Here is a 25048-nt window from a genome sequence, read left to right as displayed (position 1 = left end):
TAATAACGGTGCATATGAAAGTTTCCCAGGAGACCGAAAATGAGCGTTGCAGTTGGATTGGTGGGAGCAGGCGTGATGGGCAGCGAGCACGCGCGGATCCTGCGAGAGAACGACCCGGGTGCGACACTCGCGGGTGTCTGTGACGCGGATCCTCGAAAGGCCGCTATGGCGGCTTGCGGCTCGCCGGTCTATTCCGATCCGCTGGAGATGATTCGCGCCAATAACATCGATGCGGTGTTGATCGCCTCGCCTGATGCGACTCATGCGGAGTTAGTCATGGCCTGTCTGGAGGCGGGCAAGCCGGTGTTGTGCGAAAAGCCTTTGGCAGCAACCGCGAAGCAGGCGTTGGCTATCGTGGAACTGGAAATGTCCAAGGCCCGGCGTCTAGTGCAAGTAGGCTATATGCGCAGGTTCGACCCGGCCTATCAGTTGCTCAAGGAAAGTTTTGATAGTGGTGAAATCGGCAAACCGCTGATTGTCCACAATGTTCACCGCAACCCGGTCGCCCCGGAGTGGATGACAGGTTCCATGTCCATTACTAATGCGTTTGTCCATGAGATAGACATCAGCCGCTGGCTGTTGAATACCGAGCTGACGACGGTAAGGGTCACCTCGACCCAGAAGGGCGACCCACTGGTAATCGAAGTGTGTACCAGCGATGACGTCATCATCACAAACGAAATCAATATGAATTGCCGGTACGGCTATCACATTCATGCAGAGATTGTAGGTGAGGACGGCGTTGCCTCCCTGCCAACCATGCCCTCAAGGGTTGTACATAAAGCAGGGCAGCAGATGTTGTCCTATCCCTCCTATTGGGTTCCACGGTTTGTCGAGGCCTATAAAGCTCAAACAGCGGCGTGGATAAAGACGATTCAGACTGGCGAGTCCAATGAAGGCGCCAGTGCCTGGGACGGCTATCTCACCACCGCAGTGGCCGAACAGGTTATTGAAGCTGGCAAGGATTCCATCATTCACCTGCGTCTGCCCACGCGTCCTTCATTTTATTCGTAAACGTACAGCCATGTGGCCTGTCATTCATGCTGCGTGCCGTTAGCTGGGCTATCGCGTGGCAATCGATTATCCGAAATAACGAGAGGCGAAGATGATTAGGTATGCCGTGGTAGGGCTGGGTTGGATATCGAAAACAGCATTTCTGCCGGCGGTGGTGTTGACCGGTAATTCTGTTGTAACGGCACTCGTCACTGGGAAAATAGAGAGCGCCAGACAGATCGCCACGCAATATGGCATCAAAAGGGTGGTCTCGTATGAAGATTTTGACGAGTTGGTTAGCAGCGATCTGATTGATGCTGTCTACGTCGCCGTGCCTAACCCATTGCACGCCGCGTTCGCGATCAGTGCCTTGAAACATGGCAAGCACGTGATGGTTGAAAAGCCGATGGCTACATCACTGCCAGATGCCGAAGCCATGATCAGGGCTTCACAACAGTCCGGCAAACTACTGATGACCAGCTACCGTTTGCACCATGACATCGGCACTGTCGAAGCGCTCAAGTCGATACGTTCGGGTGCTATTGGCGAGCCGCGATTTTTCTCCGCGACTTTCAGTTTTCAATCCGATGCGAATAACCATCGCTTGAATCTGGAGCATTGGGGAGGACCGCTTCAGGACATCGGCATCTATTGCATCAACGCGGCGCGTCACGTATTCGCGTCAGAGCCGGTTGAAGTTCAGGCCATCAGTTGTCGGGATGAAAGCGATCCTCGTTTCTTGGAGATATCCGATTCGATCGCAGTGACGATGCGCTTTCCAGGTAATCGCTTGGCGCAATTCTATTGCAGTTTTGCTGCACACCCAGTCGACACCTATCGAGTCGTAGGCACAGAGGGCGTGTTAAGCATGGAGCCAGGGTTTCGCTTCGAAACGCCGATGACCCTGAAAACAGAGACTTCGACAGGCTCTGAGCGAATCGACTTTCCGCACTTCGACCATTTTGCAGGCCAGATCGCTTATTTCTCTGGATGCATTGTCGATGGGGCCAGGCCAGTAGACGACGGAGAGGAGGGGCTGGCGGACCTCAGGGTTCTGTTTGCCATTGAGCGTTCGGTTTCAACTGGTTTGCCTGTGTCCCTGGAGCCTCTGAATTATCGACAGGGCCCTAGCACCGCTACGGTTCGGATGATTGGACCCGCTGCTTTGGGAGCCTGAAAAGTCGAAGCGCCACCCATGATATCCGGACAGCCAATGATGCCGATTGATAAGAAAAGGCTATCGCCGCCAATCATAAATCGGGATTTGACCCTATCAGAGGGGTAGGGGAATATCTAAATCATGTACGGGCTAAACACGATTTAATGAGTACTCATCTTTTTGCAGAATGCTTTCGATGGTTGCTGGACTTGAACTTTAGTTCGCTGTGCTGGCGATATTATTAATGGCGAGGTTGATGACATGAATAATTATAATGGTCGTGTAGTGATAGTGACGGGTGGTGGCTCGGGAATGGGCCGTGCCATGGTCCACGAATTTACCGCCCGCGGTGCCAATGTGGCGGTGCTGGACATCAACCCCAAGCGTGCAATGGAAACCATTTCCGAACTGGCTCAGCCTGAACTCGCCTTTGCCCACGAAGTTGACGTGAGTGATCCCAAAAGCGTCCAGTCAGCGGTTGATGCCGTTATCCAGCGCTGGGGCCATATTGATCTGCTGTGCAACAATGCAGGCATCCTGGACGGCCATGCGACTGCGCATGAAGTCAGCTTGGAAGAATGGAATAAAGTCATTGCCGTCAATTTGACCGGTCCATTCCTGATGGCGCGGGCCGTTATTCCGCAAATGCTCAAGCAAGGCAAGGGCGCCATTATCAACACCTCGTCGACGTCTGGCTTTAGTGCGGCTGGTGGCGGTACTGCGTATACCGCCTCCAAGCACGGCGTGATCGGCCTGACGCGTCAACTGACGTTCGAGTACGGTGCGCGTGGCATTCGCGTGAACACGATCTGCCCGGGTGCTACTGCGACTCCCCTGGCCTTGGCGGACCCAGTCACCGCTAGCTCGCCAGATATGGAAGCGGCCATCAAGAAGTTCCCCGCCCAACGTTGGTGCCAGCCAAGCGAAATAGCCAAGCTGGCTGCCTTCCTCGGCGGTGATGAAGCTGACTTCGTCCATGGCAGCGAATACGTGATGGACGGTGGCTGGCTGGCCGCGGCGCGCGATCCCTTCTGATACACGGCTGTACAGTCATTAACTTCAATCTTCCTGTGCAAAAGGTAACGGAAATGTTTAGTGCGCGTGAGTGGCCGGACAGTGGTGTTGAAGGATTCAAGCGCGGTTTTGAAACAGTAGACGGTACCCGTATTCACTATGTGAGCGGGGGTGTCGAGAACGGTGAAGTCATGGTCCTGGTGTGCGGCTTTCCGCAGAGCTGGTATGCCTGGCGCAAGGTACTGCCTCTGCTGGGCAAGCACTACCGGGTCATTGCACCGGATCTTCCTGGGCAGGGCGATTCGGATAGACCGTCCAGTTGTGACACCGGCAACGTGTCACGCCTGCTGAGAAAGTTTCTGACTCAGGTAGGTGTCGAAAAGCACTCGCTGGTGGTTCACGACATTGGTGCCTGGGTGGGTTATCCGTATTGTGCTCAATTCGGCGACAGTGTCACTGGATTGGCCATTCTGGACACGGGCATTCCCGGAATCAGCTTGCCAGACAATCTCCCGTGGGCGGCCGACGCCGCTTGGAGGACTTGGCACGTTGCGTTCCACAATATTCCGGACCTCCCGGAAGAGTTGCTGGAAGGTCGTGAACACATCTACTTGAAGTGGTATTTGCAACGTAAAGCGGCAAATCCGCAGATATTCACCGAGGAAGATTTTGCCGAGTATCTACGTGCATTCCGACTCAATGGTTGGAAGGGCGGTCTGGCCTATTATCGCGCGACCACGCAGTCGGCTGAACAAAACCGTGAGTTTGCCAAAACCTTACTGAAGATGCCTGTGCTGGCTGTTCGCGCAGACCAAGGGTCGATGCCTGATCTGGTCAGCGAGCTGAAGAAAGTTGCGGCCAATGTATCGGGCACTATGGTGAAAAGCGGTCATTACATTCCAGAGGAACAACCCAACGGCCTGGTCGATGAATTGCTGAAGTTTTTTTCCAATGTGAAGTGACGGTGGAGGGATGATCTGCAACGCCCGAGCCTCTCTCTTCTCGGGCGTTGTTGTCTGGGGCCCCAGTCCTCGCATACAAAACAACGAGAACCGTCATGTCGGAATTGAAACCGCTTAAAATTACGTTTGCTGATGACCCTCGTGTGCTGACCGAGCAGTCGGCAGAGGATTATTCGAGGCACGTGGTGCCCTTGTCGGCGAGAACGAATCGATGGAGCCTGGCGATGGCCTCTTGGTCCGTGCTCAGCGCGATGTTCTACTTGTATATCAGCGTGGCGGTCGCCCAGGCCGTCGGTAGCAAGAACGCGATGATTGGTATCGGACTCTCTGCGTTGTTCTATGGCGGCATAAACTACGTGATCTCGCAGCGCTCGATCAAGAACGGCCTGACCGTTGCACTGTTGTCGAGGGGGATTTTCGGAGGCGCGGGGGCAATTATTTCGTCGTTGCTGTTTGCCGTAACGGCGACCTACTACGCCGTGTTCGAAGGATCGATCATTGCGGTCGCGTTTCAGCAGTATTTCGCCCCCGAGAGCGACCTGCGCTGGTGGTATCTTTTGGTGGTTCTCTATGCCTTGCCTCTGGTCATGGGCAGTGTCCAGGTCTGGCTCGACAAGCTTAACGGCGCATTATTGCCCCTTTATATTGTTGGGTTGGTATCGGTTATTGTCATGGCTGGCAATAAATATGGTTTCTCTTCCTCGTTCCTGGCCATCCCAAGCTCTACCGATCCGGTGGTTCCCGGATGGATGTGGGCGTTCATCGTGTACATGGGCATCTGCGTCAACATGATGGTGACAGCCGAGTTCTCGCGGTTTGGAAAACCCGCTGACGCAAAGTTTCATGGCCTGATTACTTTCGGCCCGGTATTTTATTTTGCGCTATTTGTGGTGAATGGATTAGCGGGCGTGTTCATCATGAATACTGTATTCCCTGATCTGAAAGCCAGTGAACGTGGCGTGGCTGAAGCTATTTTGAATGCCTCTGGATTTTTAGGCTTGATTTTCATTTTAATCAGTCAGACGCGTATCAATACAGCTAACTACTATGTGGCATCGCTGAACTTCGCAGGGTTTGCCGCTCGCGGTCTGCATCTGCGCTGGCCACGCTGGGTTTGGGTGCTGTTTGTGGGCTGTTGCGTCTATCTGTTGATGCTGACAAATGTGTTCAGCTATCTGCTCAGGGCATTGGCATGGCAGGGCATAGCGGTTACTTCTTGGGTCGCTATCCTCATGACTCACTATGCGCTCAACTGCGACGTGGACCATGGTCTGGAGTTTCGTCCTGGCAGAGTAAAAGCCATCATGCCGGGCGCATGGGCACTGGTTATCGCAACGATTGTGGGGATCGCAATTGTCGAGGGCGGAACTAAGGGAAGCTGGTACGTGGAGACCGCGCCGATTTTGATTTCGTGCCTGGCTGCGTTCAGTTATTGGTCGATCCTGAAATTTGTCAACGGCGGACTCATATCGCGAGTCTCGGACCCGCGTGACGATGTAGCCGATGTTTGGCGGACACACATCGAATGTCATGCGTGCAATCGATCGTACAGCGCTATTGAAATGGACCGCGATCCTTCAGCAGGGCAGCAAGCAATCTGTGCAGGTTGCGCCGAAGGTAACGATGTCTTTCTCCAATCGGTGCACCGAGAGAGCAACGGTATGCCTGTTTCTCCTGTGCAAGCCAGTTAGTAAGGCGGCATGGGAAGGAATAGAAACTATTAAGAGAACCTCGACAGAACAGACGTGCTTTGCACTCAGCATGAAAAACATGCTGAGTGCTTTTTTTGCTTAACACGGAGTAACGAGTTTGGCATTTTTTCGAAACAAGCAGTTCCTCGTCGAGTTTGCCTTGATCGTGGGTGTGTTTTCCTTCTGTACTGGCGAATTTGCAATGATGGGCCTTATCTCGACCCTGTCTGCTGCGTTTCAGATGCCAGAAACGAGTGCCGCCCATCTGATCAGTGCATACGCGGTTGGGGTTGTAATAGGTGCCCCGATTATGGTTTTTGTAGGCGTCTACCTGAAAAAGAGAAAACTTATCCTATTTCTGCTGGGTGTGTATACCTGTGCCAATGCTTTGAGTTTGTTGGCCCCAAACTATGAAACGCTGTTGTTATCCAGGCTCCTGGCCGGCTTCCCTCACGCGGCCTATTTTGGCGTCGCCGCAATGCTCGCAGCATCTATGGCTCCCTTCAATAAGCGCGGTAAGGCGGTCAGCAGGGTCCTACTGGGAGTAACAGCAGCGATATTGATTGGTGCGCCGGGTGCGACCTATCTTGGTCAGCTCTGCGGCTGGCGATCAGTTTTTGCTGCGATCACCATTTTCAGCCTGATGAGCTTGATTCTTCTCTATCGCAATGCGCCAGAAGTTGAGGATGACCATCGGCTTAATGTCAAGGACGAACTGGCGCCTTTCTCTCAAGCCCAGATATGGTTGGCCCTGGCAATCGGTGCATTCGGTTTCTGCGGGATGTTCGGTGTCTACAGTTATCTTGCTCCAATTATCTTGAATGTTACCAAGCAGGAAGCCCACTGGATCGCGCCCATGCTTATGCTGTTTGGGGTCGGTACGATGATTGGAAATTTTGCGGGCGGATGGTTGTACGATCGCATTAAGTTTTCAGCTGTGCAGTTTATTATGCTTTTCAGTTTTGTTGCCTTGTTTGCATTTCCCGTTTTGGCTCAGACACTGTTAGGGATTTCGTTTGCTACCGTATTACTTGGCTGCATGGTTGCGCTGGCGCCCGCATTACAGATGCGACTGATGGACATCAGTAAACGTGGCCAGTCACTGGTTGCAGCCTCCAACCATGCTGCATTGAACCTTGCTAACGCGCTCGGCCCTTGGTTGGGTGGGCTTGCAATTAACGCCGGCTGGGGTTGGTCGTCGACTGGCTATGTCGGTGCTGGCATGGCTTTTGTCGGATGCTTGATCTACTGGCTGGCGCAGCGCTTGGAAAGAAATAAAGATTAGAAATGGATTTCTATTATGCCCACCGTCTATGGGTTTCGAGATATGTATATTTCATCTCTTCTATGGGGGCCTATATTTCCGGTAAAGTCTGTTGCTATCAGGCCTGCGCCGCAGGTGACGGCACTGACCAGTTGCCGGTCGGTGAGACTGTTGCCGGATTCAGAAATATACGAAGACAACGAAACCCACTTGGCGTCCTCGATTTCTGCCGTGTCCAGAATGCTAATCGCCTGGCTCAGTGATTTCATTCGGCAGATGAAATGCAGGTTGGATTTGCCGAGCTGGTGGGTATGCCTTGTAATGAACCCAACGATGGATTCGAACGTTGTTTGTATTCCTGTTTCTTCCAGTACCTCACGCTGGACAGAATGCTGAATTTTTTCCCCTGATTCAACATAGCCTCCCGGAAGCTTGAATCCGGTGGTGCCTCGCTCTTTGACTAAAAGAATTTCGCTCGATTCGTTCAACACAATAGCGCTTGCGCCAATGGTGTGTGTTGGAATGAAAGGTACAAAGGCGCTTTCTGACGGCTGACGAACCAACGTCAGCTCCTCACGGACGCAACTATGGAATGTGAAACCAGCGCTGACGAACAAGGGGATGCTTTCGGAACGAATAATAGGAAGGGAAATCCAGGCAAGGGATTTTCCATTAGACCCAAGATACGCCAGCAAGTCCTCAATGTCGGCTTTCAGCTCCTCAATGGCCGTCGATAATGAGCTCGGGTCAATGATGACGCCGTTGAAGTGATCCAGTTCAAATTTCATGGTCTATTTTCAAAAAATGCCAAGCAGGTTATAAAAGGGAAAAAATTATTGCCGTGATTCTACCATCCCTCTCAGTGCTGTAAATCTATCGGTCATTTGGTGTTTTGTTTAAAAAAAACTATCTTGAAGAGTAAGCAGCGGTTGGTGTCTTTTTTGCATCGTTTTTCGAAAGTCTTGAATGTTCCGTTGATAATGAAGTGGAGGTTGTTATGCACTCGCTTAATTCCATGGCTGGTATTAAAAGGTACCGTATCCAAGATGACGTTCCACTCACGATAAGTGGCGAGGCTGCTGGTGCGGAAACGCCCTCTGGTGGGGAATTGGACAACGGGACGTTGAAACCTGCGGCACAGTCTTGGGTGGTTGTGACAATGGCTTGCGCTACATTGGTGCGTATGATGTCCCGTATTTTCAGGTCTTCGCGCTAATGCTGAGCACTCAATAGTTTAATGTCCAGTCAATAGGATGTTACCTACTGACTCGATGCTTGCAAAAAAGTTACACCGTAGCTGAGTCAGCCCAGTGACAAACGCATCAGCGAGTGATTCTGGAACTACCCGATCACCTCATTCGTATCATGCGGACATTATTTGCTGAAGGAACCCAAAATGACGCGCTCATGTTTGTCCAATCCTGCAGAGAGTGCAGGGGCTGGCGTCATCGCGCAATTCGCTGTCGTCGTCTCAGCCCCAACCTCGCTGTTGCGCTCGCTTCAAGCCTGTACTCAACAGCAGGGGGGCAGAAGAGGCTTACTCTATCAATCCATGAGGGATTGAGCTGTGGCGAGATCTGTAATCAGAACATCCAGGAAGCCACCGCGGAGCGCCCCACGAATCGCATTCGCCTTGCGTTCACCGCCGGCAAGGCCAATGACCCTATCAATGCTATGTAGCTGTTTCAGGTCGATGGAAACAACCACTTCTTCAGATTCGTCCAGCACGGGCCTACCTTGGGCATCATAGTAACGCAGGCAAATGTCTCCCACGGCGCCACGCTCGGCCAGCAGCTTGAGCATGGACTCGGTGTGGTAGTTGCCACTGTTGCGCAACAGCTGCGAAGGTTCCAATTCGCCAATGCCTACCAGCGCGACCGTCAGATTCGAAAAACGGTCTACGACTTCGCGAACCTCGTCGAGTTGCAGTATGCGATGGCGGCTTTCGACAGACTGCTCAATGCTCTGCGACGGAAGGAGATAGGAGGGGCAACCAAACAATGTTGCAAGTTGCTGCGTCAGCAGCGTCGCTTCGAATGCGCCTTTGTTGCCGACACCGCCTAGAAGCTGAACGACTTCGGTTGCGCCTTTTTGTTTGGAGTTATGCATGTAGCCCACCATGGCGCGGATCGTCGAACTCCAGGAGGAGATCCCGATACGATCCTTCTCGGTCACGGTGGTTTCGATGTAGTGCGCGGCAGCTGAGCCAATGGCCTGCTTGAGCGCATCATCACCAACACTCGTCGGTTCTACAACAATGACTTGGCGAATGTTGTACTTCTTCTGCAGTTCCCGCTCGAGGTCGAGGTGGAAGTGGAGAGGGCGAAGGACCGAGATCTTGATGATCCCTTCCTTGAGAGCCCGACTCAGTGCGCGGCTCACAAATGATTGGGACAGATCGAGTTGTTGGGAGATTTCTGACTGCTTCAGACCCTCTTCATAATAAAGTGACGCTATCTTAGTCAGGAGTCTCTGCTCCTCTACCATTCTCATCAAGATCCTCGCGCTAGCCTAATCACAACCACTATGGTGCAATCTGCGGCTGAGCAAATGCAAGAATTCAATTGCTCCGCTGCAGAGCGTTATCACGACATGATCAAGCCGCCGTCGACATTGATTGATTGTCCCGTGATGTAGCGAGCGTCGTCCGAGGCGAGAAACGTAACCAAACCGGCCACCTCTGAGGGTGTCCCGGCGCGCTTCATGGGAATGCCTTCAACCCATTCGGCCATTAACTCACCTTCACGGTAGGTTTTCTGCGGAGTGGACAGTATTTCCCCCCAGACACGGTCGTTATACGCCCACATTTCGCTTTCGATGATACCCGGGCAGATGGCATTGACGGTGATCCCGTGAGAGGCGAGTTCATGCGCCAAGCTCTGGGTGATGCCAATTACGCCCATTTTGCTGGCGGCGTAATGCGGGGTATAGATGAATCCTTGCCTACCTTGCCCTGAACTGGTGTTGATCAGACGGCCGCCTTGTTTTGCGTTCACCATGTATTTGGCTGCTTCACGACAGCACAGCCAGACGCCGGTGGTGTTCACTTGGATGACTCGATCGAAGTCAGCGCGCGGCATTCGGTCGAAGTGATCGATGGTGATTACACCTGCGTTCTGTACCGATACATCAATGCGCCCAAATCGGGCATGTGCCTGACTGAACAGATCCTGCACGGCCGTTTCATCGGTAACGTCTACAACAAGTGGCAGGATGTTTACCTTGGTCAGGTCAGCGATTCGTGCGGCGGTCTCGTTGACACGTTCGGCATTCGAGACCATGACCAGGTTGGCACCCTCATGGGCAAAGCGTTCTGCAATGCCTTCTCCAATACCCCTGCATGCGCCGGTGATCACCACCGTATAGCCTTCGAAGCGCTTGTTGTTCATGATATTGCTCCTCTCTCGGGGGCGCCGCTGTCCACTAGATTGGCGCGTGTCTTCGATTGCACGTGTTCTGCTGACCGGCAGCGGGTTCTGCCGGTCTGCGAGCAAGACGGCGCGAAGGTCGCTCTACACGTCCCTGGTGTTACCAGCAGACAAAGCCGCCATCGACCACCAGATCCACACCTGTGCAGAATGAAGCCGCTTTGCTGGACAGGAAGATCGCCGGGCCTACCATTTCCTCTACACCGGCCATGCGACCAAGTGGTGTGGTGTCTTCGAAGATTTTCACCTGATCAGCCACTTCCGGGCGTGTGTTCATCGGTGTAGCGGTGTATCCAGGACTGATGCTGTTGACTCGCAAACCTCGATGAGCCCATTCCATGGCCAGGCTTTTGGAGAGGTGGATCACACCTGCCTTTGAGGTGTTGTAGTGAGCTTGCAGCAGCCCACGGTTGACGATCAGCCCCGACATGGAAGCGATGTTGATGATTGATCCTCGCCCTCTTGGCAGCATTACCCGAGCTTGAGCCTGGCAACTGAGCATTACACCGGTCAGGTTCACGTCGAGCATCTGTTGCCAGCGGCTAAGTTCAAGGTCTTCCGCCGGTTGCGCGTTGGCAATGCCCGCGCTATTTACCGCGAGACTCAGTTCCCCTAGCTCCTGCTCGGTTCGAGCGACTGCCTTGGCCAAATCATCTGCACGGGTGACCGATCCTTCCAGAACCAGGGCCTTTCGCCCATGACCCTCGATGCCGCGCACGGTGTCCTGCATGGAGCGAATATCGGGAAGGTCGAAGCAGGCAATATTGGCGCCGGCTTCGGCCAAGCCGATTGCAATGGCTTGACCGATACCGCTCCCCGCACCAGTAACAAAGGCGGTTTGGCCACTAAGATCGAAAAGACGCATAACTCAAATCCTCAAACAGTTGCGAGTTCCATTACAGCCACGGGTGTGGCTTGCTCACGATTAAGAATGCCAATCTGGCGTCCACGGCTCATGACCATCACTCGGTTCGAGAGGCCCAGAACCTCGTCCAGATCCGAACTGACCACGATGACTGCCATGCCTGTCGCCGCTAACCCAGCGATCACTTCGTAGATCGCCGCACGAGCACCTACGTCGATACCCCGGGTCGGCTCATCCAGAATGAAAACCTTGGGATTTCGAGCCAACCATTTTGCAATGATGACTTTTTGCTGATTGCCTCCAGAAAGACAGGAAATTGCCTGGTCAGGTTGGCCCTTGACGCCCATGCGCGCGACCGCTTCACGGGCAAAGGCTCGAAGGCCGGCCGGAGATACCCACCCAGGGCTGGGAAGCAAGTCGGTATTGCCGTAAATGAGGTTTTCTTCAATGGCATGTTCTACCACTACGCCTTGCTGTTTACGGTCTTCCGGTACAAGCACAATGCCGGCTTGAATGGCATCGAAAGGAGAGCTGAAATGATGTTGCAGATCTTCGATCAGCAACGTCCCGGTGATATGCTCTGCGGCCCCGGCAATCGCGCGGACGAGTTCGGTACGACCGGCCCCTACCACTCCAGCGATGCCGAACACTTCGCCAGCATGTACGGAAAAATCGATGTCATGGAATGCCATTTCCCGGCATTGAAGATCCTTGACCCTGAGAACGATGCGCTCCTGAGCGGGTGGCATAGCAGGGAAGATTCGATCAACACTTCTTCCTACCATCTCGGATACCAACTGCTTGACGGGGACGTCAGCGGTTTCGTGTACCGCTACTTGTCGGCCATCGCGCAGCACCAGAATGCGGTCGGCAATCTTGGCGATCTCTTCCATCCGGTGGCTGATGTAGATGAAGGACACGCCCTCGGCTTTTAGCCGTTCGACTTGTGCAAAGAGTTTTTCGGTTTCTTCGCCGCCCAAGGCAGCGGTTGGTTCATCAAGGATCAGCAGGTTGGCCTTGAGCGTTAATGCCTTGGCAATTTCCACCAGTTGCTGCGCGGCTACGCTGAGCCCGGCGACCTTTCGAGTGGCGGATACTTTAAGGCCTAGCCGATCCAGTTGTTTCTGCGCTTCGGACTCCATGTAAGCGCGATCGACTTTGCCGAATCGAGTCGGCAACCGGCCTACAAACATGTTCTCTGCGATCGACAGCTCGGGGAGGAGACGGATTTCCTGATGGATAAGCCCTATACCCGACCCAAGGGCTGCCCCGGGATTGGCGGGGGCATACGGTTCTCCCTGCCAGCTCATCGAACCACCGGCCTCGGGTTGAACGACACCGGCGATAATCGATGAAAGTGTGGACTTGCCGGCGCCATTTTCGCCTAGCAGCGCCAGTACGGTGCCGGGATAAATATCGACGTCTATATTGGCGAGTACCTCGATGCCGGCGTACTTCTTGCCAATATTGCGAAGACTCAGCTGTGGAGCACGTTCAGGTACGCTGGCAGCGACGACTGACATGACACTTCTCCATTGCGTGCAGGAATGAGAGCTTCTGAATCAGAAGCTCTTGGAAGATTCCAGCCGATTAAGGATGGTTCTCGATAAAGGGCGCGACGTTGTCCTTGGTTGTCAGGATGGCCTCCTGCAACTGCACGCTGGGCACTTTTTTTCCTTCCTTCAATGCGATGGCGGAATCCAATGCGATGCGCCCCATCTTCTGACTTTGCTGGGTCATCGTTGCGGAAAGTGTCCCTGCGGCTACGGCCTTCAGACCTGCGACATCGCCATCAAAACCCACGATAGTGACTGGCTGATCCAGATTGGCGACCTTGACGGCTTGAGCGGCTCCCAACGCCATGGCATCCGCCCGGCCGAAAAATACCGTAATGTTTGGGTCACGCTGCAGCATGTCTTGAGCCACTGCAAACCCCCTGTCCTGTGCCCACTCGGCGGGTTGTTCGGCAACTACCTTCAGCTCAGGAAACTTGGCCAGGCCTTCGGAGAAGCCCTTCGCCCGATCGTTTTCGGGGGAGGTGCCAATTTGACCTTGCAAGATCGCGACCCGACCCTTGCCATTGGTGACCTTGCCGACGTATTCAGCCAGTTGGCGGGCTGCGGCAACACTGTCACTGGCAATGAATGTATCTCCTGGTGCATCCGGGGCGTTGCGATCCACGGCGATGACTGGAATACCAGCAGCTCGTGCTGCCTTCACTGGAATGCCCGCAGCGGTGGCGCCCGCAGGAATATAGATGAGGGCATCGATCTGTCGGGTGATCAGGTCTTGTACCTGGCTGACTTGCGTTGCCGAGTTGCCTTGGGCATCGACAGTAATGACCTTGACGCCTTTTTCTTTGCCTGCTGCTTCGACCGATTGTTTGATCTGGTTGAAAAAATCGGCTTGAAGGTTGGCGACAGCTAATCCGACAGTGAGACCTTCGGCAGAGGCCTGGGCTGTCATACCCATGGTCAGGGCGGCGAAGAGACTACTCAGCAAGAGTTTTTTTGAGGTGAACATAGCGTTTCTCCATTGTTATTTTTTGACGCAGCGTTTTGGGGAAAGCGTTTCAGCGTTGGCCGGATCTGCGGCGCAGGGTATCCAGGGTTACCGCCAGGGCGATGACGATGCCGATTACCACCTGTTGGACAAAGGGCGATACGCCCAGCAGGTTCAGGCCATTACGCAACACACCAATGATCAACACGCCCACCAGGGTGCCGCCAATACTGCCGACGCCACCGCTCAGGCTTGCTCCTCCGATCACCACCGCGGCGATCGCATCAAGCTCCATGGTCAGCCCAGCGCTTGGCTGGGACGAGTCAAGACGTGCAGCCATGGCCACAGCGGCCAGGCCTGCCAGAGCACCGCTGATCGCGTAGATCCACAGGGTGATCTTCCGGACCTTGATCCCGGACAGGCGCGCCACTTCAGCGCTGCCGCCCAGGGCGTAGAGGTTGCGGCCACCTGCTCGGAAGCGCAGGTATACCCAGGCCAGGAGCAGCATCACCAGAAAAAGGCCGACCGTGGCCGATAGAAATCCGAAATGTCGCTGGGTGGCCAGGCTGGTAAACCAATCCGGGAAGCCAACGATCTGGCGCCCGTCGGTCAGGATGTTTGCCAGCCCGCGGGCGACCGACATCATGGTCAAGGTGGCAATGAACGCTGGCAGCCGCGCTTGAGCAATCAGCACGCCGGAAATCAGGCCGCATGCCATGCCGCCCAGGATGGCCAGCGGAATGGCCAGCCCCATCGAGAGGCCGACATCCTGATAAAGCCAGCCAAGGAGCATCATCGAGAAGGCCAGCACCGAGCCGACCGAGAGGTCAATCCCGCCGATCACGATCACAGCCGTCATGCCGATTGCCAAAATGCCCAGGACAGTGACCTGGTCGAGGATGTTCAGCGCGTTACGCAGGGAAAAGAAGTATTCGGAGGTGAAGGAAAACACCACGACCAATAACGCCAGGCCTATGAGGGGGCCACCGACATTTCTTGGCAGGCGCAATGCTAAACCGGCGAGTGGTTTTGAAGGGGATGAGTCTATCGGGGCTTTAATCTCCACCGGTTTCTCCTGCGATGTTGTTCTTGTGAGTTCACCCGCATAAATATGCTGAGGTGATTTTTAAGTCAGGTTCTCGCTGTCTTCCCCAGAAGTCAAGAGCTTTCTATGGGCCAGCAGTTTGACCTCATGCCCTATTAGAAGCGGTTCCATCTCCTGCCCCAAGCAGAGACGTACGGTCATCGGAGGACGCGACTAGCTATTGACGTCCCCAAGAAATGGCGTCTAAATGTAAATATATTGTCAGTCAAGAATAAATATTCAAAGGCGACGCCCTCCGATCATCTCGGTACGCGTCTGTGCCACAACCAGGGGATAGAGATGAATCCATTCCAGTACGACGTACCGTCGATCCGTGAAAAAGCGCGCTCAATTCGCAAACGGATCATCAAACTCAATGCTGGCTCGCCAGCAGGGGGGCACACCGGGGCAGACCTTTCTGAAACGGATATCTTAGCGACGCTGTACTTTCGCTTGCTCAACGTCTCGCCGGACCGTCTCGACGATCCTGAGCGCGACATTTACATCCAGAGCAAAGGACATGGCGTAGGCGGGCTTTATTGCTGCCTGGCCGAAGCGGGTTTTTTCCCATTCGATTGGCTGGACACTTACCAGCATTTCGATTCGCATCTTCCAGGACACCCTGTTCGACAGAAGACGCCCGGTATTGAGTTGAACACCGGCGCCCTGGGTCACGGCCTTCCCGTCGCCTGCGGCATTGCCATCGCGGCCAAACGCTCAGGCAGCGCCAAGCGCGTGTTTGTGTTGACCGGTGACGGTGAACTGGGGGAGGGGTCCAACTGGGAGTCCGCGCTGACAGCGGCGAAATACCAACTGGACAATCTCATTGTCATTGTTGACCACAACACCCTTCAGCTCGCTGGGCGTACCTCTGAAATCCTGCCGCTCGAGCCGCTTGCCGATAAGTGGCGTGCATTCGGTTTTCACGTCAGCGAATGTGACGGAAACGATGTCGCCCAACTGGTAGATACGCTTGAACGCGTGCTCAAACTGCCCGGCGGGCCGAAGGTAATCATCGCTAACACGGTCAAGGGCAAGGGCGTTTCTTTTATAGAAGACAAACCCGAATGGCACCACCGCGTACCTAAGGGCGACGAAATTGAAGCAGCATTAAAGGAGATTGATCATGGGAAATGAGAAAATCCTGGTCCCTGAGGCCCATCTGGCCAGCGTAATGGTTGACGCCTTTATTGCTGCGGTAGACGCTGGTGTAGATCTGATTCCCGTGGTCAGTGATTCGACCTCAACCGCAAAAATTGGCCCGTTCATGAAGCGATTTCCTGAGCGACTGGTGAATGTGGGTATTGCCGAGCAGAGCCTGGTAGGTGTTGCGGCAGGACTTGGTCTTTCCGGCAAGGTTGCAGTGACTTGCAACGCCGCGCCGTTCTTGATTTCCCGCGCCAATGAACAGGTCAAAGTAGACGTTTGCTACAACCGTTCGAACGTCAAGATGTTCGGTTTGAACGCCGGCGCAAGCTACGGACCGTTGGCAAGCACTCACCATAGCATCGACGACATATCGGTTATGCGCGGGTTCGGCCACGTCCAGATTTTTGCGCCAGCAGACGGCGAGGAGTGTCGGCAAATCGTAGAGCACGCGCTGGCTTACGATGGGCCGGTATACATTCGCCTGGACGGAAAGGCACTCCCTGCCTTGCATGGCGCCGACTACACGTTCGTGCCTGGCCAGGTGGATATTCTGGTCAAAGGCCACGACGTCACGCTGGTCGCGCTGGGGTCCGTTGTGCATGAGGCTGTCGATGCGGCGACTCAATTGGCCCAGCAGGGGATCAGCGCCCAAGTGATCAACTTGTCTTCGATTCGTCCGCTCAATCGTGATGCGTTGCTTGAGGCGCTCCGGACAACCAGCGGAGTGATTTCCGTAGAGGAGCACAATGTGAACGGAGGGGTTGGCAGCGTGGTCGCAGAGGTCATCGCGGAGGCCGGATTAGGCGTACCACTCGTGCGCCTTGGTGTGCCGGACGGTGAATATGCAGCTGCGGGTGGCCGGGCCCCTACGCGTGCGAAACATCACATTGACGCAGCAGGCATTACCGCCGCAGCGGTGGCACTCCAGCGCTGAGCAATCGCGCTAGCTGCGCCACAGAATAAAACAATAACAGGACTCATCGCGATGGCGTCTCATGACCCCTTGATTCTTGCTTTAGATGAAGGCACTACCAACGCCAAGGCGATCCTGGTGGATCGGGCGGGAAGGGTCGTGGCTCGATCCTCCCAACCATTGACGGTCTCACACCCTCAACCGGGGTATGCCGAACAGGATCCGATGGCGATCTGGCGTGCCATGCTGGCCTCTATTGACGGTTGCATGGCTCAGACTGCTGCACCCTTGGCCGCTGTCGCTATCAGCAACCAGCGAGAGTCGGCCCTTGCGTGGGAGCGGTCTACAGGCAACCCGATATCCCCACTGGTAAGCTGGCAATGTCGCCGCTCAACCAGATTTTGCGAACAGTTGACCGCCCAAGGGCAGGCAGACGTCATCCGCGAGCGTAGCGGGTTGGCTGTCGACCCCATGTTTTCTGCGGGTAAAATGCGCTGGATTCTCGACAATATCCCCAACGGCCAATCACGCGCAGCAGAGGGTGAAATCTGCCTGGGCACTGTCGATTGCTGGCTTCTGTGGCAGTTGACTGGCGGCAAGGTTTTCGCCACTGATGCGTCCAATGCCGCAAGAACGCAATTGATGGATCTGCGCACTCTCCAATGGAGTTCCGAGCTTTTGGGGCTGTTCGGGATTCCGTTGGCTGCCTTGCCTGAGATTCTGCCTAGCGCCGGAATTTTTGGTGAAACGCTCGAGTTTGGGCATTTGCCCGCCGGTTTACCGATCATGTCAATGATCGGCGACTCTCATGCCGCATTGTTTGGGCAGGGTGGCTTTACCCCTGGCCTGGTCAAGGCGACCCTGGGCACTGGCTCCTCACTGATGACCCCCATGTCCCAGTTGATCAGTTCCGGAGCGGGTCTGGCGACCACTGTCGCTTGGCAAACTGACACGCCTACCTATGCATTGGAAGGCAATATCGTTCACACAGGTGGCGCGGTTCACTGGGCTGCTCGCCTACTGGGCGCGAGTGAAGACCTGGACGCTCTGACGAATGAAGCCGCCACTCTATCAAGTAACGGCGGTGTGTATTTCGTCCCTGCTCTGAGCGGGCTTGGTGCCCCTCATTGGCGTGCGGATGCTCGCGGGCTGATCACCGGACTGACGGATGCATCGACCCGAGCGCATGTCATGCGCGCCACTTTGGAGGCCATTGCCTTCCAGATCCGCGACGTATTCGAGGCGATGGAGCAAGACAGCCCTGAACCTCTCGGCGAGCTTTGGGTGGACGGTGGCGCAACGCGCAATGAGTGGCTAATGCAATTCCAAGCAGATTTATTGCAACGCCCGGTCATCCGCAGCCTTTCGCCTGAAGTCTCTGCCCTTGGCGCTGCGCACCTGGCAGGCCAGGCACTCGGTTGGTGGGAAGATTCCAATGCGCTTGCCGATCTGGAGCGGCCGCGCCAGCGCTATGAGCCTCGGAATAATCAGGTCCCGGATCTGTACGACCAATGGAAAGACGCATTGCGGCGTACTTAGCCCCTCTGGTCGTTCTTCATCTCTTCAATTCGTTACATCAGGCGAGTCGGCATCGACAAGACGTCCGTGCTCGCCTTGTAAATACACGAGGAAGCGCATAAATGAGTATCAGCAAGCTAGAGCAACTCAAGCGTTACACAACAATCGTAGCTGACACGGGCGACTTGGAGGCCATTACTGAACTCAAGCCTCAAGATGCAACTACAAACCCCTCGCTTTTGCTCAAGGCTGCCTCCTTGCAGGGCTATCAAGATTCTTTGAATGCGGCGTTGGAAGGTGCGGGAGACGATATCGGATTGGCCTGCGATCGCTTCGCCGTTTCTGTGGGCTCTCAAATTTCCCAGTCCATTCCAGGGCGTATATCGACCGAGGTTGATGCACGGCTGTCCTTTGATCTTGATGCCACATTGGCCCGCGCCTATCGCCTTATCGAGCTCTACGACAAAGCCAATGTCCGCAAAGAGCGGGTCCTGATCAAGGTTGCTTCCACGTGGGAAGGCATCCAGGCGGCACGCCGATTGGAAACCGAAGGGATCCAGACAAACCTGACGCTTCTCTTCTCCTTTGCCCAAGCAGCTGCCTGTGCCGACGCGGGTGTCTTTCTGATCTCGCCTTTCGTTGGACGCATTTATGATTGGTACAAAAAAGCTGAAGGGCTCGACTATCAGGGCGCGGATGATCCCGGCGTAAAGTCCGTCAAGCGGATCTTCGATTACTACAAAGCGAATGGTTACCAAACGGTCGTGATGGGGGCGAGTTTCAGGAATCTCAATCAAATCGAGCAACTTGCAGGGTGCGATCGGTTGACCATAAGCCCCGATTTACTGCGACAACTGGCATTGGACCATGGAAGGCTCGATCAACGCTTATTCAAGCCATCGGCAGGGGAGCCGCGCCAGTCCTTAACGGCAGCGGAGTTCCGGTGGCAGCATAACGAAGATGCAATGGCAACGGAAAAGCTCGCTGAAGGCATTCGTCTGTTTGCTCGCGACCAAGAAAAGCTTGAGGCGCTTCTAGCCAAAAAACGTTAATTGTCGTTGGTGCAATACCCCGCAGCGATGAGGGGCTGATCAATAGGCCCCCTTGTCACTTTTACATTTCACAAGGATAAACCATGGCGTACTACTCCGAGCCTGTTGATCCAACGCGGCTTCAATCCTGGCATGCATTGCAAACGCATTATGGTGAGATGCGTAACTTCAGCATGCGGGGCGCGTTCGCCGAGGACTCCCAACGCTTTGATACTTTTTCACTGCACAGCTGTGGCCTATTTCTCGATTACTCAAAGAATCTGATCACATCTACCACTCAAGACCTTTTGATGGAACTTGCGCAAGAGGTCGGTTTGGAAGATGCCAAGGAAGCTCTTTTTTCGGGAGAGACGGTCAATACGTCCGAGCAACGTAGTGCTTTACATACGGCACTTCGTCGCCCCCTGTCAGAGAAGGTGATCGTCAATGGCGTGGATATCATGGAGCAGGTGCACAAGGTACTGAACAGGATGACCGAGCTAGTTTCTCGTGTTCATGGTGGCATCTGGAGAGGGTACACAGAGCGTTCAATCACCGATGTCGTGAACATTGGTATCGGGGGGTCTTTCCTGGGTCCGCAGCTGGTGTGCGAAGCCCTAACACCGTTCGCCCAGCGTGGGGTCAAATGCCATTTTCTTTCAAACATTGATGGCAGCGAGTTTCATGAGCTGGTCAGTAAACTTTCGGTTGAAACGACCTTGTTCATCGTGTCATCCAAATCGTTCAGCACGCTGGAAGCGTTGAAGAATGCCCAGGCTGCACGTGACTGGTGCCTAGCCCATGGGTGCCCAGAAAATCAACTCTTCAGGCATTTTGCGGCGGTATCAAGTAACGCTGATGCGGCAATGGCGTTCGGTATCGCTAAAGAGAACATCTTCCCGATGTGGGACTGGGTAGGGGGTCGTTATTCGCTTTGGTCAGCCATTGGCCTACCGATCGCATTGACGATCGGCATATCTAATTTCAAGGATCTCTTGGCCGGTGCCTATGCAATGGACAGGCATTTTCTGACGGCGCCCCTTGAAAAAAACATGCCGGTCATCATGGGATTGCTGGGCGTTTGGTACACCAATTTCTGGGGTACGGCCAGTCACGCGATTCTCCCTTATGACTATTACCTGCGCAATTTTGACAAACACCTACAGCAGTTGGATATGGAGTCCAATGGCAAGCAGGTGCGGCACGATGGACAAGCTGTCTCAATCCAGACGGGACCGGTCATATGGGGCGGCGTGGGCTGCAATGGCCAGCATGCCTACCATCAACTGCTGCACCAAGGGACCCACTTGATTCCCGCTGACTTTATCGCGCCGGTGGTGAGCCACAATCCCTTGTCCGATCATCAGCAATGGATGTTCGCTAACTGTGTGGCGCAAAGTCAGGCGCTTATGCAAGGCATGCAGGGGGCTGAAGTTGAGGAAGACTTGCAACGCATGGGCTTGGCCAAGGAAGAAATAGAGCGGATCACGCCTCACAAGGTGATACCTGGCAACCGCCCGAGCAACATGATCATGATGGAAAGAGTCTCGCCATTTACCTTGGGTGCTTTGATTGCGCTCTATGAACACAAGGTGTTCGTTCAAAGCGTAATCTGGGGAGTCAACTGCTTTGATCAGTGGGGCGTCGAGCTCGGCAAGGCCTTAGGTCAGAATGTATATCGATACTTGATAGGGGAGGCTGTCGGTGAGGCCGGGGACTCCTCCACCCAGGGGCAAATCAATTTTTTCAAGGCCCACCATCGCGGCTAATGCCCTTTGGAGTCTGCGTTGAGTAAGTCAAACATAAGGGGTGCCCATATGCGATCTAGACTTGTTGTAGGCAATTGGAAAATGCAGGGAACCGTCCCTGTTATTGAGAAATTGGCCACCGACTTGGCAGTGGCCGAGTTACCCAGCGACGGGGAAGTGGCTGTTTGCCCCGGTTTTCTGCATTTTTCGTTGGCCCAACGAATTCTAGCGAATTCCAGTATTGTTCTTGGCGCCCAGGATTGTGCACCTGAGCCAGGGTTGGGCGCGCTGACTGGCGAAGTGTCGGCAGAACAGCTACTGGAAATGGGCTGTCGATATGTATTAATCGGGCATTCGGAGCGCAGAACGATACTCGGCGAAACTGAGAAAACCATTGCGCAAAAATTCAAGTGCGCCCTCAGTCGAGGCCTCACGCCGATTCTATGTGTAGGGGAGAGTCTCGAACAGCGTAACGAGGGGCTCACACTCTCGGTGATCAAGGCTCAAGTGATGGACGTCTTGGAGGAGGTCGGTATCGCTTCCTTCGGGGCTGCAGTTATCGCTTATGAGCCGGTGTGGGCGATTGGAACTGGCCTGACCGCAACGGCTGAGCAAGCTCAAGAAGTACACGCGGAAATCCGTCACCTCTTACAAGGTCGTAATGAGTCGATCGCAGAGCGAATCCAGATTATTTATGGCGGAAGCGTCAAGCCGTCCAATGCTTTGCGTCTGTTTTCAATGGCTGATATCGATGGAGCATTGGTGGGTGGCGCGTCAATGAACGCTCAAGAATTTATAGAGATCTGTAGCATTCTTTAACTTGAGAATAATGCAAATATCTTGGATCTATAACGTATTACCAGCTCGTTGGTCGTTCTTCTATAGATTGATGATGTTGCGCTGTCGCTACTCGGGCCGGTCAAACAGTCTTGGTAAGACTGGCTTGGGTTTGCGCTTCATTGAGCGCAGCGGGCGCTTGAGCATCTGACCGAATGTCCCCTGGTTTCGCCAGTCCCGAAACCGTTGATACACCGTTGATCACTGCCAAAGCGTTCCGGCATGTCTCGCCTCGCAGCGCCCGAGCATCAGGCGGTCGATCAGGCGGGGCCGCCCCCGGCCATGGGTTTCGGTGAAGAGATCGGCAAACATAGGCTTCATTCGAGAGTTCGTAACGCTTTGCCATCACAGAGTTCCATCCCATGGATGTCAGGAAACTCTACAAAGTTTCAGCTTCCGAGGGGGCGGCGATTGGGTTTATCGGATTTCCTACAGAGCCTAGCGCTCGGTCGCCGCTATGGACGCAGGCTGTGGCTTGAGCAATGCTGAAAAGTAGCCAAAGGCGAACATGCCGACAATAATTAGTTGTAGCCATATACCTGAACCCGGCTCGCCTCCAGTTAGGTAATGAAAATTAACCGTGGTCAGAAGTGTAAAGCTTAGAATTCCGGCGACGGCTAGCAAAGGGCAAACAGTGGTCCTGAAGCTAAATTCTTTGCGACGAAGGAAAAAATATAGAACCGCGATACTCGTCAGCGACATCAGGATTAACATGGCATACGTGCCAACTCCGCCGACCTGGGCGTAGAGGAGGTTGGGATCTGCCTTGATGAGAACCAGAGTTGCCAGCGCCCAGCCCAAGGTACAACCGAGGCTAGCGACATAAGGTGACATGTGTTTAGGGTGGATTTTACCGAATTTAGGCGAGATCGCTCCGTTGCGGCTCAGCGAGTAAATGTATCTAGCCAGTGCATTATGCGCCGAGAGCAGGCATGCGATGGCGGAAATGATTAGAATCCCCCGGGTTACGTCGACGCTGGTTTTACCCATGTAGGTCGCCATAGCGTTCATAAACAGGTTAGCCGTGTCCCTGTTGGCTGCCTCCATAACATTGTCTACGCCATAAGCCGTTATGATCATCCAGGCACTGAACGCGTAGAAACAACCTATGAAAAGGACGGCTGCATAGGTTACGAATGGAATGGTTTTTTTCGGATTTTTTACTTCGTCCCGATAAACCGCGGTCGATTCAAAGCCGATGAAAATAATGATCGAATACAGAAAGGCAACTGTGAAGTTTCCGTCAAAGAAGTGGCTGGCCGAGAGTGGTTCTACAGAAAAATTTTGGCCGTTGTTAGAGAATGGTACGATTAAATTGAAAATCAGTACGACGGCAATCTCCGCGAACATAGTAAGAGTCAATACCTTTGCCGAAAGGTCAATGCGCAGGTAGGACAAAAAGCCGGTTATCATAAATGAAAGCATGCTGCCTACGTACCAGGGAACACCTCTGATGCCGAAGACTTCGGATAGAAAACTGGAAAACACTGGCCCGATCAACGCAACGGTGCAGAACCCCAGCGTGAAGTAAGCAAAGACTGCAACAAATGCCGTACCATGACCTATTTTTATGCCACAAGCTTCTGCCACATAGGCGTAGAACGCGCCGGGCTTAGTCACATGCTCTGACATGGCCACGAAACCAATACTGAAGCTCAGCATCAATACGGTTGCTGCCAAAATCAATAGCGGCGCGCCAATCCCTCCTCCTTGAATAACGAATGGGATCAAACTGCTAACCGAAGTTACGGGAGCTGCGAATGCCAGAACCGAGCAGAGTAATTCCCAGCCTGATACCTTACCTTTGAGAGCTTGTGTACCCGGAGCATAAGTGAGCTCAGGGGTGATTATATAGGTCGCACGCGAGGGCTTAAATGCCCCGTCTAAGTCTTTCATTGATGTCACCCTGGTTATAGACGTTGAGCGGCAGCGTCGGCATGCGAGTTAATTCGCCGAATAGTAATATTTTTATAAGCGCTCCATCATGCCGTCCTACGACTATCCATGATCCATCAGTGATGCACATCAACCTAAGGTATGAGGCAGTGCGAAATTAGATCTGTAGCGTCTTATCCTTAAATGGGAGGGCGCGGTAGCGCACATACGACGTCCTCAACCCTTAGCTAGCGTACACCCATTAATAATGAAATTACCTTGCCCCGGCTATCGACCTGGAGCTTTTCGAAAATGTGCAGGACATGGGTTTTAGTGGTCGGCAGCTCCATGCCGAGCCGCGTCGCGATAGATTTGTTAGATTCTCCCGACAATATGAGCTCCACCACGGCCCGCTCTTTAGGCGTTAGTTTGTAGCGGGCCTCAAGCTCCGCGTTCATGTTAATAAGCCTGACCGAGGGCAGAATGGAGAATGTATATTGCAGGTATTTGTGCACTTCCTTTAAATCGCAAGCCCCCATCGTCTTCTCTCTACTGCTTTCTTGGTGCAGCAGGGCGGCAGAAGCCACAGGAATTCCGCCTGCACAGAAAAGCAGATCCATTTCCTCTCGAATTTTATATTTGCGGAGAAAGGGATAATACTGTTCTAGTAAATTTTCGTCGTGTTTCTCTCGGGCATTCGATAGGGTCTCAAAGTGTGTTGCTGTTTCGACCAATAGGTCAGCACGAAGCGGATCGGCGTGATAGTAGCGATCATAATATTCCGTGATCATTTCCTCATCCGCGCCCAATTGAAAATGAGGGGGTTTGCTTCGGTTGTCGTGATACCACGTGAACACAACCGCCGAGCAGCCAGTGGTTTTTTTCAAGAATTCGACCGTGTTTTGCGCGTACTCTCGGCATCGTGTACTAAGCTCGGCGTTATGCATGGGGGTACCTCGTATTGCATTGCACGAAATTAAAGCGCTAGGGGCGTATTTGCCATCTGATGGTGCGG

General features: G+C 53.9%; 21 protein-coding genes and 1 pseudogene. 12 read left to right on the top strand and 10 right to left on the bottom strand.

What is annotated here, in order from left to right:
- Positions 1–39 precede the first annotated feature (39 nt).
- The 6 genes from FGE05_RS09215 (at position 40) to FGE05_RS09190 (ending at position 7104) form a co-directional block, all read left to right on the top strand.
- Positions 40–1014 (top strand): Gfo/Idh/MocA family protein, encoded by a 975-nt coding sequence (locus FGE05_RS09215; protein WP_139644168.1) that lies wholly within the window; start codon positions 40–42, stop codon positions 1012–1014.
- A 91-nt stretch (positions 1015–1105) separates the two neighbouring features.
- Positions 1106–2170, top strand: coding sequence for a Gfo/Idh/MocA family protein (locus FGE05_RS09210; protein ID WP_139644165.1), 1065 nt, complete (start codon positions 1106–1108; stop codon positions 2168–2170).
- A gap of 243 nt (positions 2171–2413) precedes the next feature.
- Complete coding sequence (locus tag FGE05_RS09205; protein WP_139644163.1) at positions 2414–3187, top strand: SDR family NAD(P)-dependent oxidoreductase; 774 nt, start codon at positions 2414–2416, stop codon at positions 3185–3187.
- Between the two features lie 53 nt (positions 3188–3240).
- Positions 3241–4128, top strand: a complete 888-nt coding sequence (locus FGE05_RS09200; RefSeq protein ID WP_139644160.1) for an alpha/beta fold hydrolase — start codon at positions 3241–3243, stop codon at positions 4126–4128.
- 95 nt (positions 4129–4223) lie between these two features.
- Positions 4224–5819 (top strand): cytosine permease, encoded by a 1596-nt coding sequence (locus FGE05_RS09195; RefSeq protein ID WP_139644157.1) that lies wholly within the window; start codon positions 4224–4226, stop codon positions 5817–5819.
- A gap of 118 nt (positions 5820–5937) precedes the next feature.
- Entirely contained in the window at positions 5938–7104 is a 1167-nt protein-coding gene (locus FGE05_RS09190) for an MFS transporter (protein WP_139644155.1), read from the top strand.
- A 26-nt stretch (positions 7105–7130) separates the two neighbouring features.
- On the opposite strand, the gene FGE05_RS09185 is transcribed toward FGE05_RS09190, so the two are convergent.
- From FGE05_RS09185 to FGE05_RS09155, 7 genes are all read right to left on the bottom strand, one after another.
- The gene (locus tag FGE05_RS09185; RefSeq protein ID WP_139644152.1) at positions 7131–7871 is read right to left on the bottom strand and encodes an NUDIX domain-containing protein; all 741 of its coding nucleotides are present in this window, start codon (positions 7869–7871) and stop codon (positions 7131–7133) included.
- A gap of 757 nt (positions 7872–8628) precedes the next feature.
- On the bottom strand, positions 8629–9576 hold the full coding sequence (locus tag FGE05_RS09180; RefSeq protein ID WP_139644149.1) for a sugar-binding transcriptional regulator: 948 nt from the start codon (positions 9574–9576) through the stop codon (positions 8629–8631).
- 92 nt (positions 9577–9668) lie between these two features.
- On the bottom strand, positions 9669–10472 hold the full coding sequence (locus FGE05_RS09175) for an SDR family oxidoreductase (RefSeq protein ID WP_139644146.1): 804 nt from the start codon (positions 10470–10472) through the stop codon (positions 9669–9671).
- 139 nt (positions 10473–10611) lie between these two features.
- The gene (locus FGE05_RS09170) at positions 10612–11376 is read right to left on the bottom strand and encodes an SDR family oxidoreductase (protein ID WP_139644143.1); all 765 of its coding nucleotides are present in this window, start codon (positions 11374–11376) and stop codon (positions 10612–10614) included.
- Positions 11377–11387: 11 nt separating this feature from the next.
- Complete coding sequence (locus tag FGE05_RS09165; RefSeq protein WP_139644140.1) at positions 11388–12899, bottom strand: sugar ABC transporter ATP-binding protein; 1512 nt, start codon at positions 12897–12899, stop codon at positions 11388–11390.
- Positions 12900–12966: 67 nt separating this feature from the next.
- Entirely contained in the window at positions 12967–13899 is a 933-nt protein-coding gene (locus FGE05_RS09160) for a sugar ABC transporter substrate-binding protein (RefSeq protein ID WP_139644138.1), read from the bottom strand.
- A gap of 49 nt (positions 13900–13948) precedes the next feature.
- The gene (locus FGE05_RS09155; RefSeq protein WP_139644135.1) at positions 13949–14944 is read right to left on the bottom strand and encodes an ABC transporter permease; all 996 of its coding nucleotides are present in this window, start codon (positions 14942–14944) and stop codon (positions 13949–13951) included.
- Positions 14945–15262: 318 nt separating this feature from the next.
- On the opposite strand from FGE05_RS09155, the gene FGE05_RS09150 reads away from it, so the two are divergent.
- The 6 genes from FGE05_RS09150 to tpiA all read left to right on the top strand — a co-directional run bounded on the left by FGE05_RS09150 (position 15263) and on the right by tpiA (position 22140).
- Positions 15263–16099 carry a transketolase gene (locus FGE05_RS09150; protein WP_139644131.1) on the top strand — a complete coding sequence of 279 codons (837 nt, stop codon included), beginning with the start codon at positions 15263–15265 and terminating at the stop codon, positions 16097–16099.
- The gene (locus FGE05_RS09145; RefSeq protein WP_139644128.1) at positions 16089–17045 is read left to right on the top strand and encodes a transketolase family protein; all 957 of its coding nucleotides are present in this window, start codon (positions 16089–16091) and stop codon (positions 17043–17045) included. Before FGE05_RS09150 ends, FGE05_RS09145 begins: the two co-directional genes overlap by 11 nt.
- Before the next feature lie 51 nt (positions 17046–17096).
- Complete coding sequence (locus FGE05_RS09140; protein ID WP_139644124.1) at positions 17097–18563, top strand: glycerol kinase GlpK; 1467 nt, start codon at positions 17097–17099, stop codon at positions 18561–18563.
- A 101-nt stretch (positions 18564–18664) separates the two neighbouring features.
- Positions 18665–19594 (top strand): transaldolase, encoded by a 930-nt coding sequence (tal, locus tag FGE05_RS09135; RefSeq protein WP_139644121.1) that lies wholly within the window; start codon positions 18665–18667, stop codon positions 19592–19594.
- An 83-nt stretch (positions 19595–19677) separates the two neighbouring features.
- Positions 19678–21342 carry a glucose-6-phosphate isomerase gene (gene pgi, locus FGE05_RS09130; protein ID WP_139644118.1) on the top strand — a complete coding sequence of 555 codons (1665 nt, stop codon included), beginning with the start codon at positions 19678–19680 and terminating at the stop codon, positions 21340–21342.
- A 48-nt stretch (positions 21343–21390) separates the two neighbouring features.
- Positions 21391–22140, top strand: a complete 750-nt coding sequence (gene tpiA, locus FGE05_RS09125) for a triose-phosphate isomerase (protein ID WP_139644115.1) — start codon at positions 21391–21393, stop codon at positions 22138–22140.
- 153 nt (positions 22141–22293) lie between these two features.
- Here the strand turns inward: tpiA and FGE05_RS09120 are convergent.
- The 3 genes and pseudogenes from FGE05_RS09120 to FGE05_RS09110 form a co-directional block, all read right to left on the bottom strand.
- Positions 22294–22504 (bottom strand): annotated as a pseudogene (locus tag FGE05_RS09120) (transposase); the annotation flags it as partial.
- 92 nt (positions 22505–22596) lie between these two features.
- On the bottom strand, positions 22597–24054 hold the full coding sequence (locus FGE05_RS09115) for an APC family permease (protein WP_139644112.1): 1458 nt from the start codon (positions 24052–24054) through the stop codon (positions 22597–22599).
- Positions 24055–24281: 227 nt separating this feature from the next.
- The gene (locus FGE05_RS09110; protein WP_139644109.1) at positions 24282–24980 is read right to left on the bottom strand and encodes a LuxR C-terminal-related transcriptional regulator; all 699 of its coding nucleotides are present in this window, start codon (positions 24978–24980) and stop codon (positions 24282–24284) included.
- Positions 24981–25048 lie beyond the last annotated feature (68 nt).

Source organism: Pseudomonas sp. ICMP22404 (assembly GCF_006227205.1).
GTDB lineage: Bacteria > Pseudomonadota > Gammaproteobacteria > Pseudomonadales > Pseudomonadaceae > Aquipseudomonas.
Note: the sequence above shows the minus strand (reverse complement) of the source record. Positions and strands in the feature narration are given on the sequence as shown.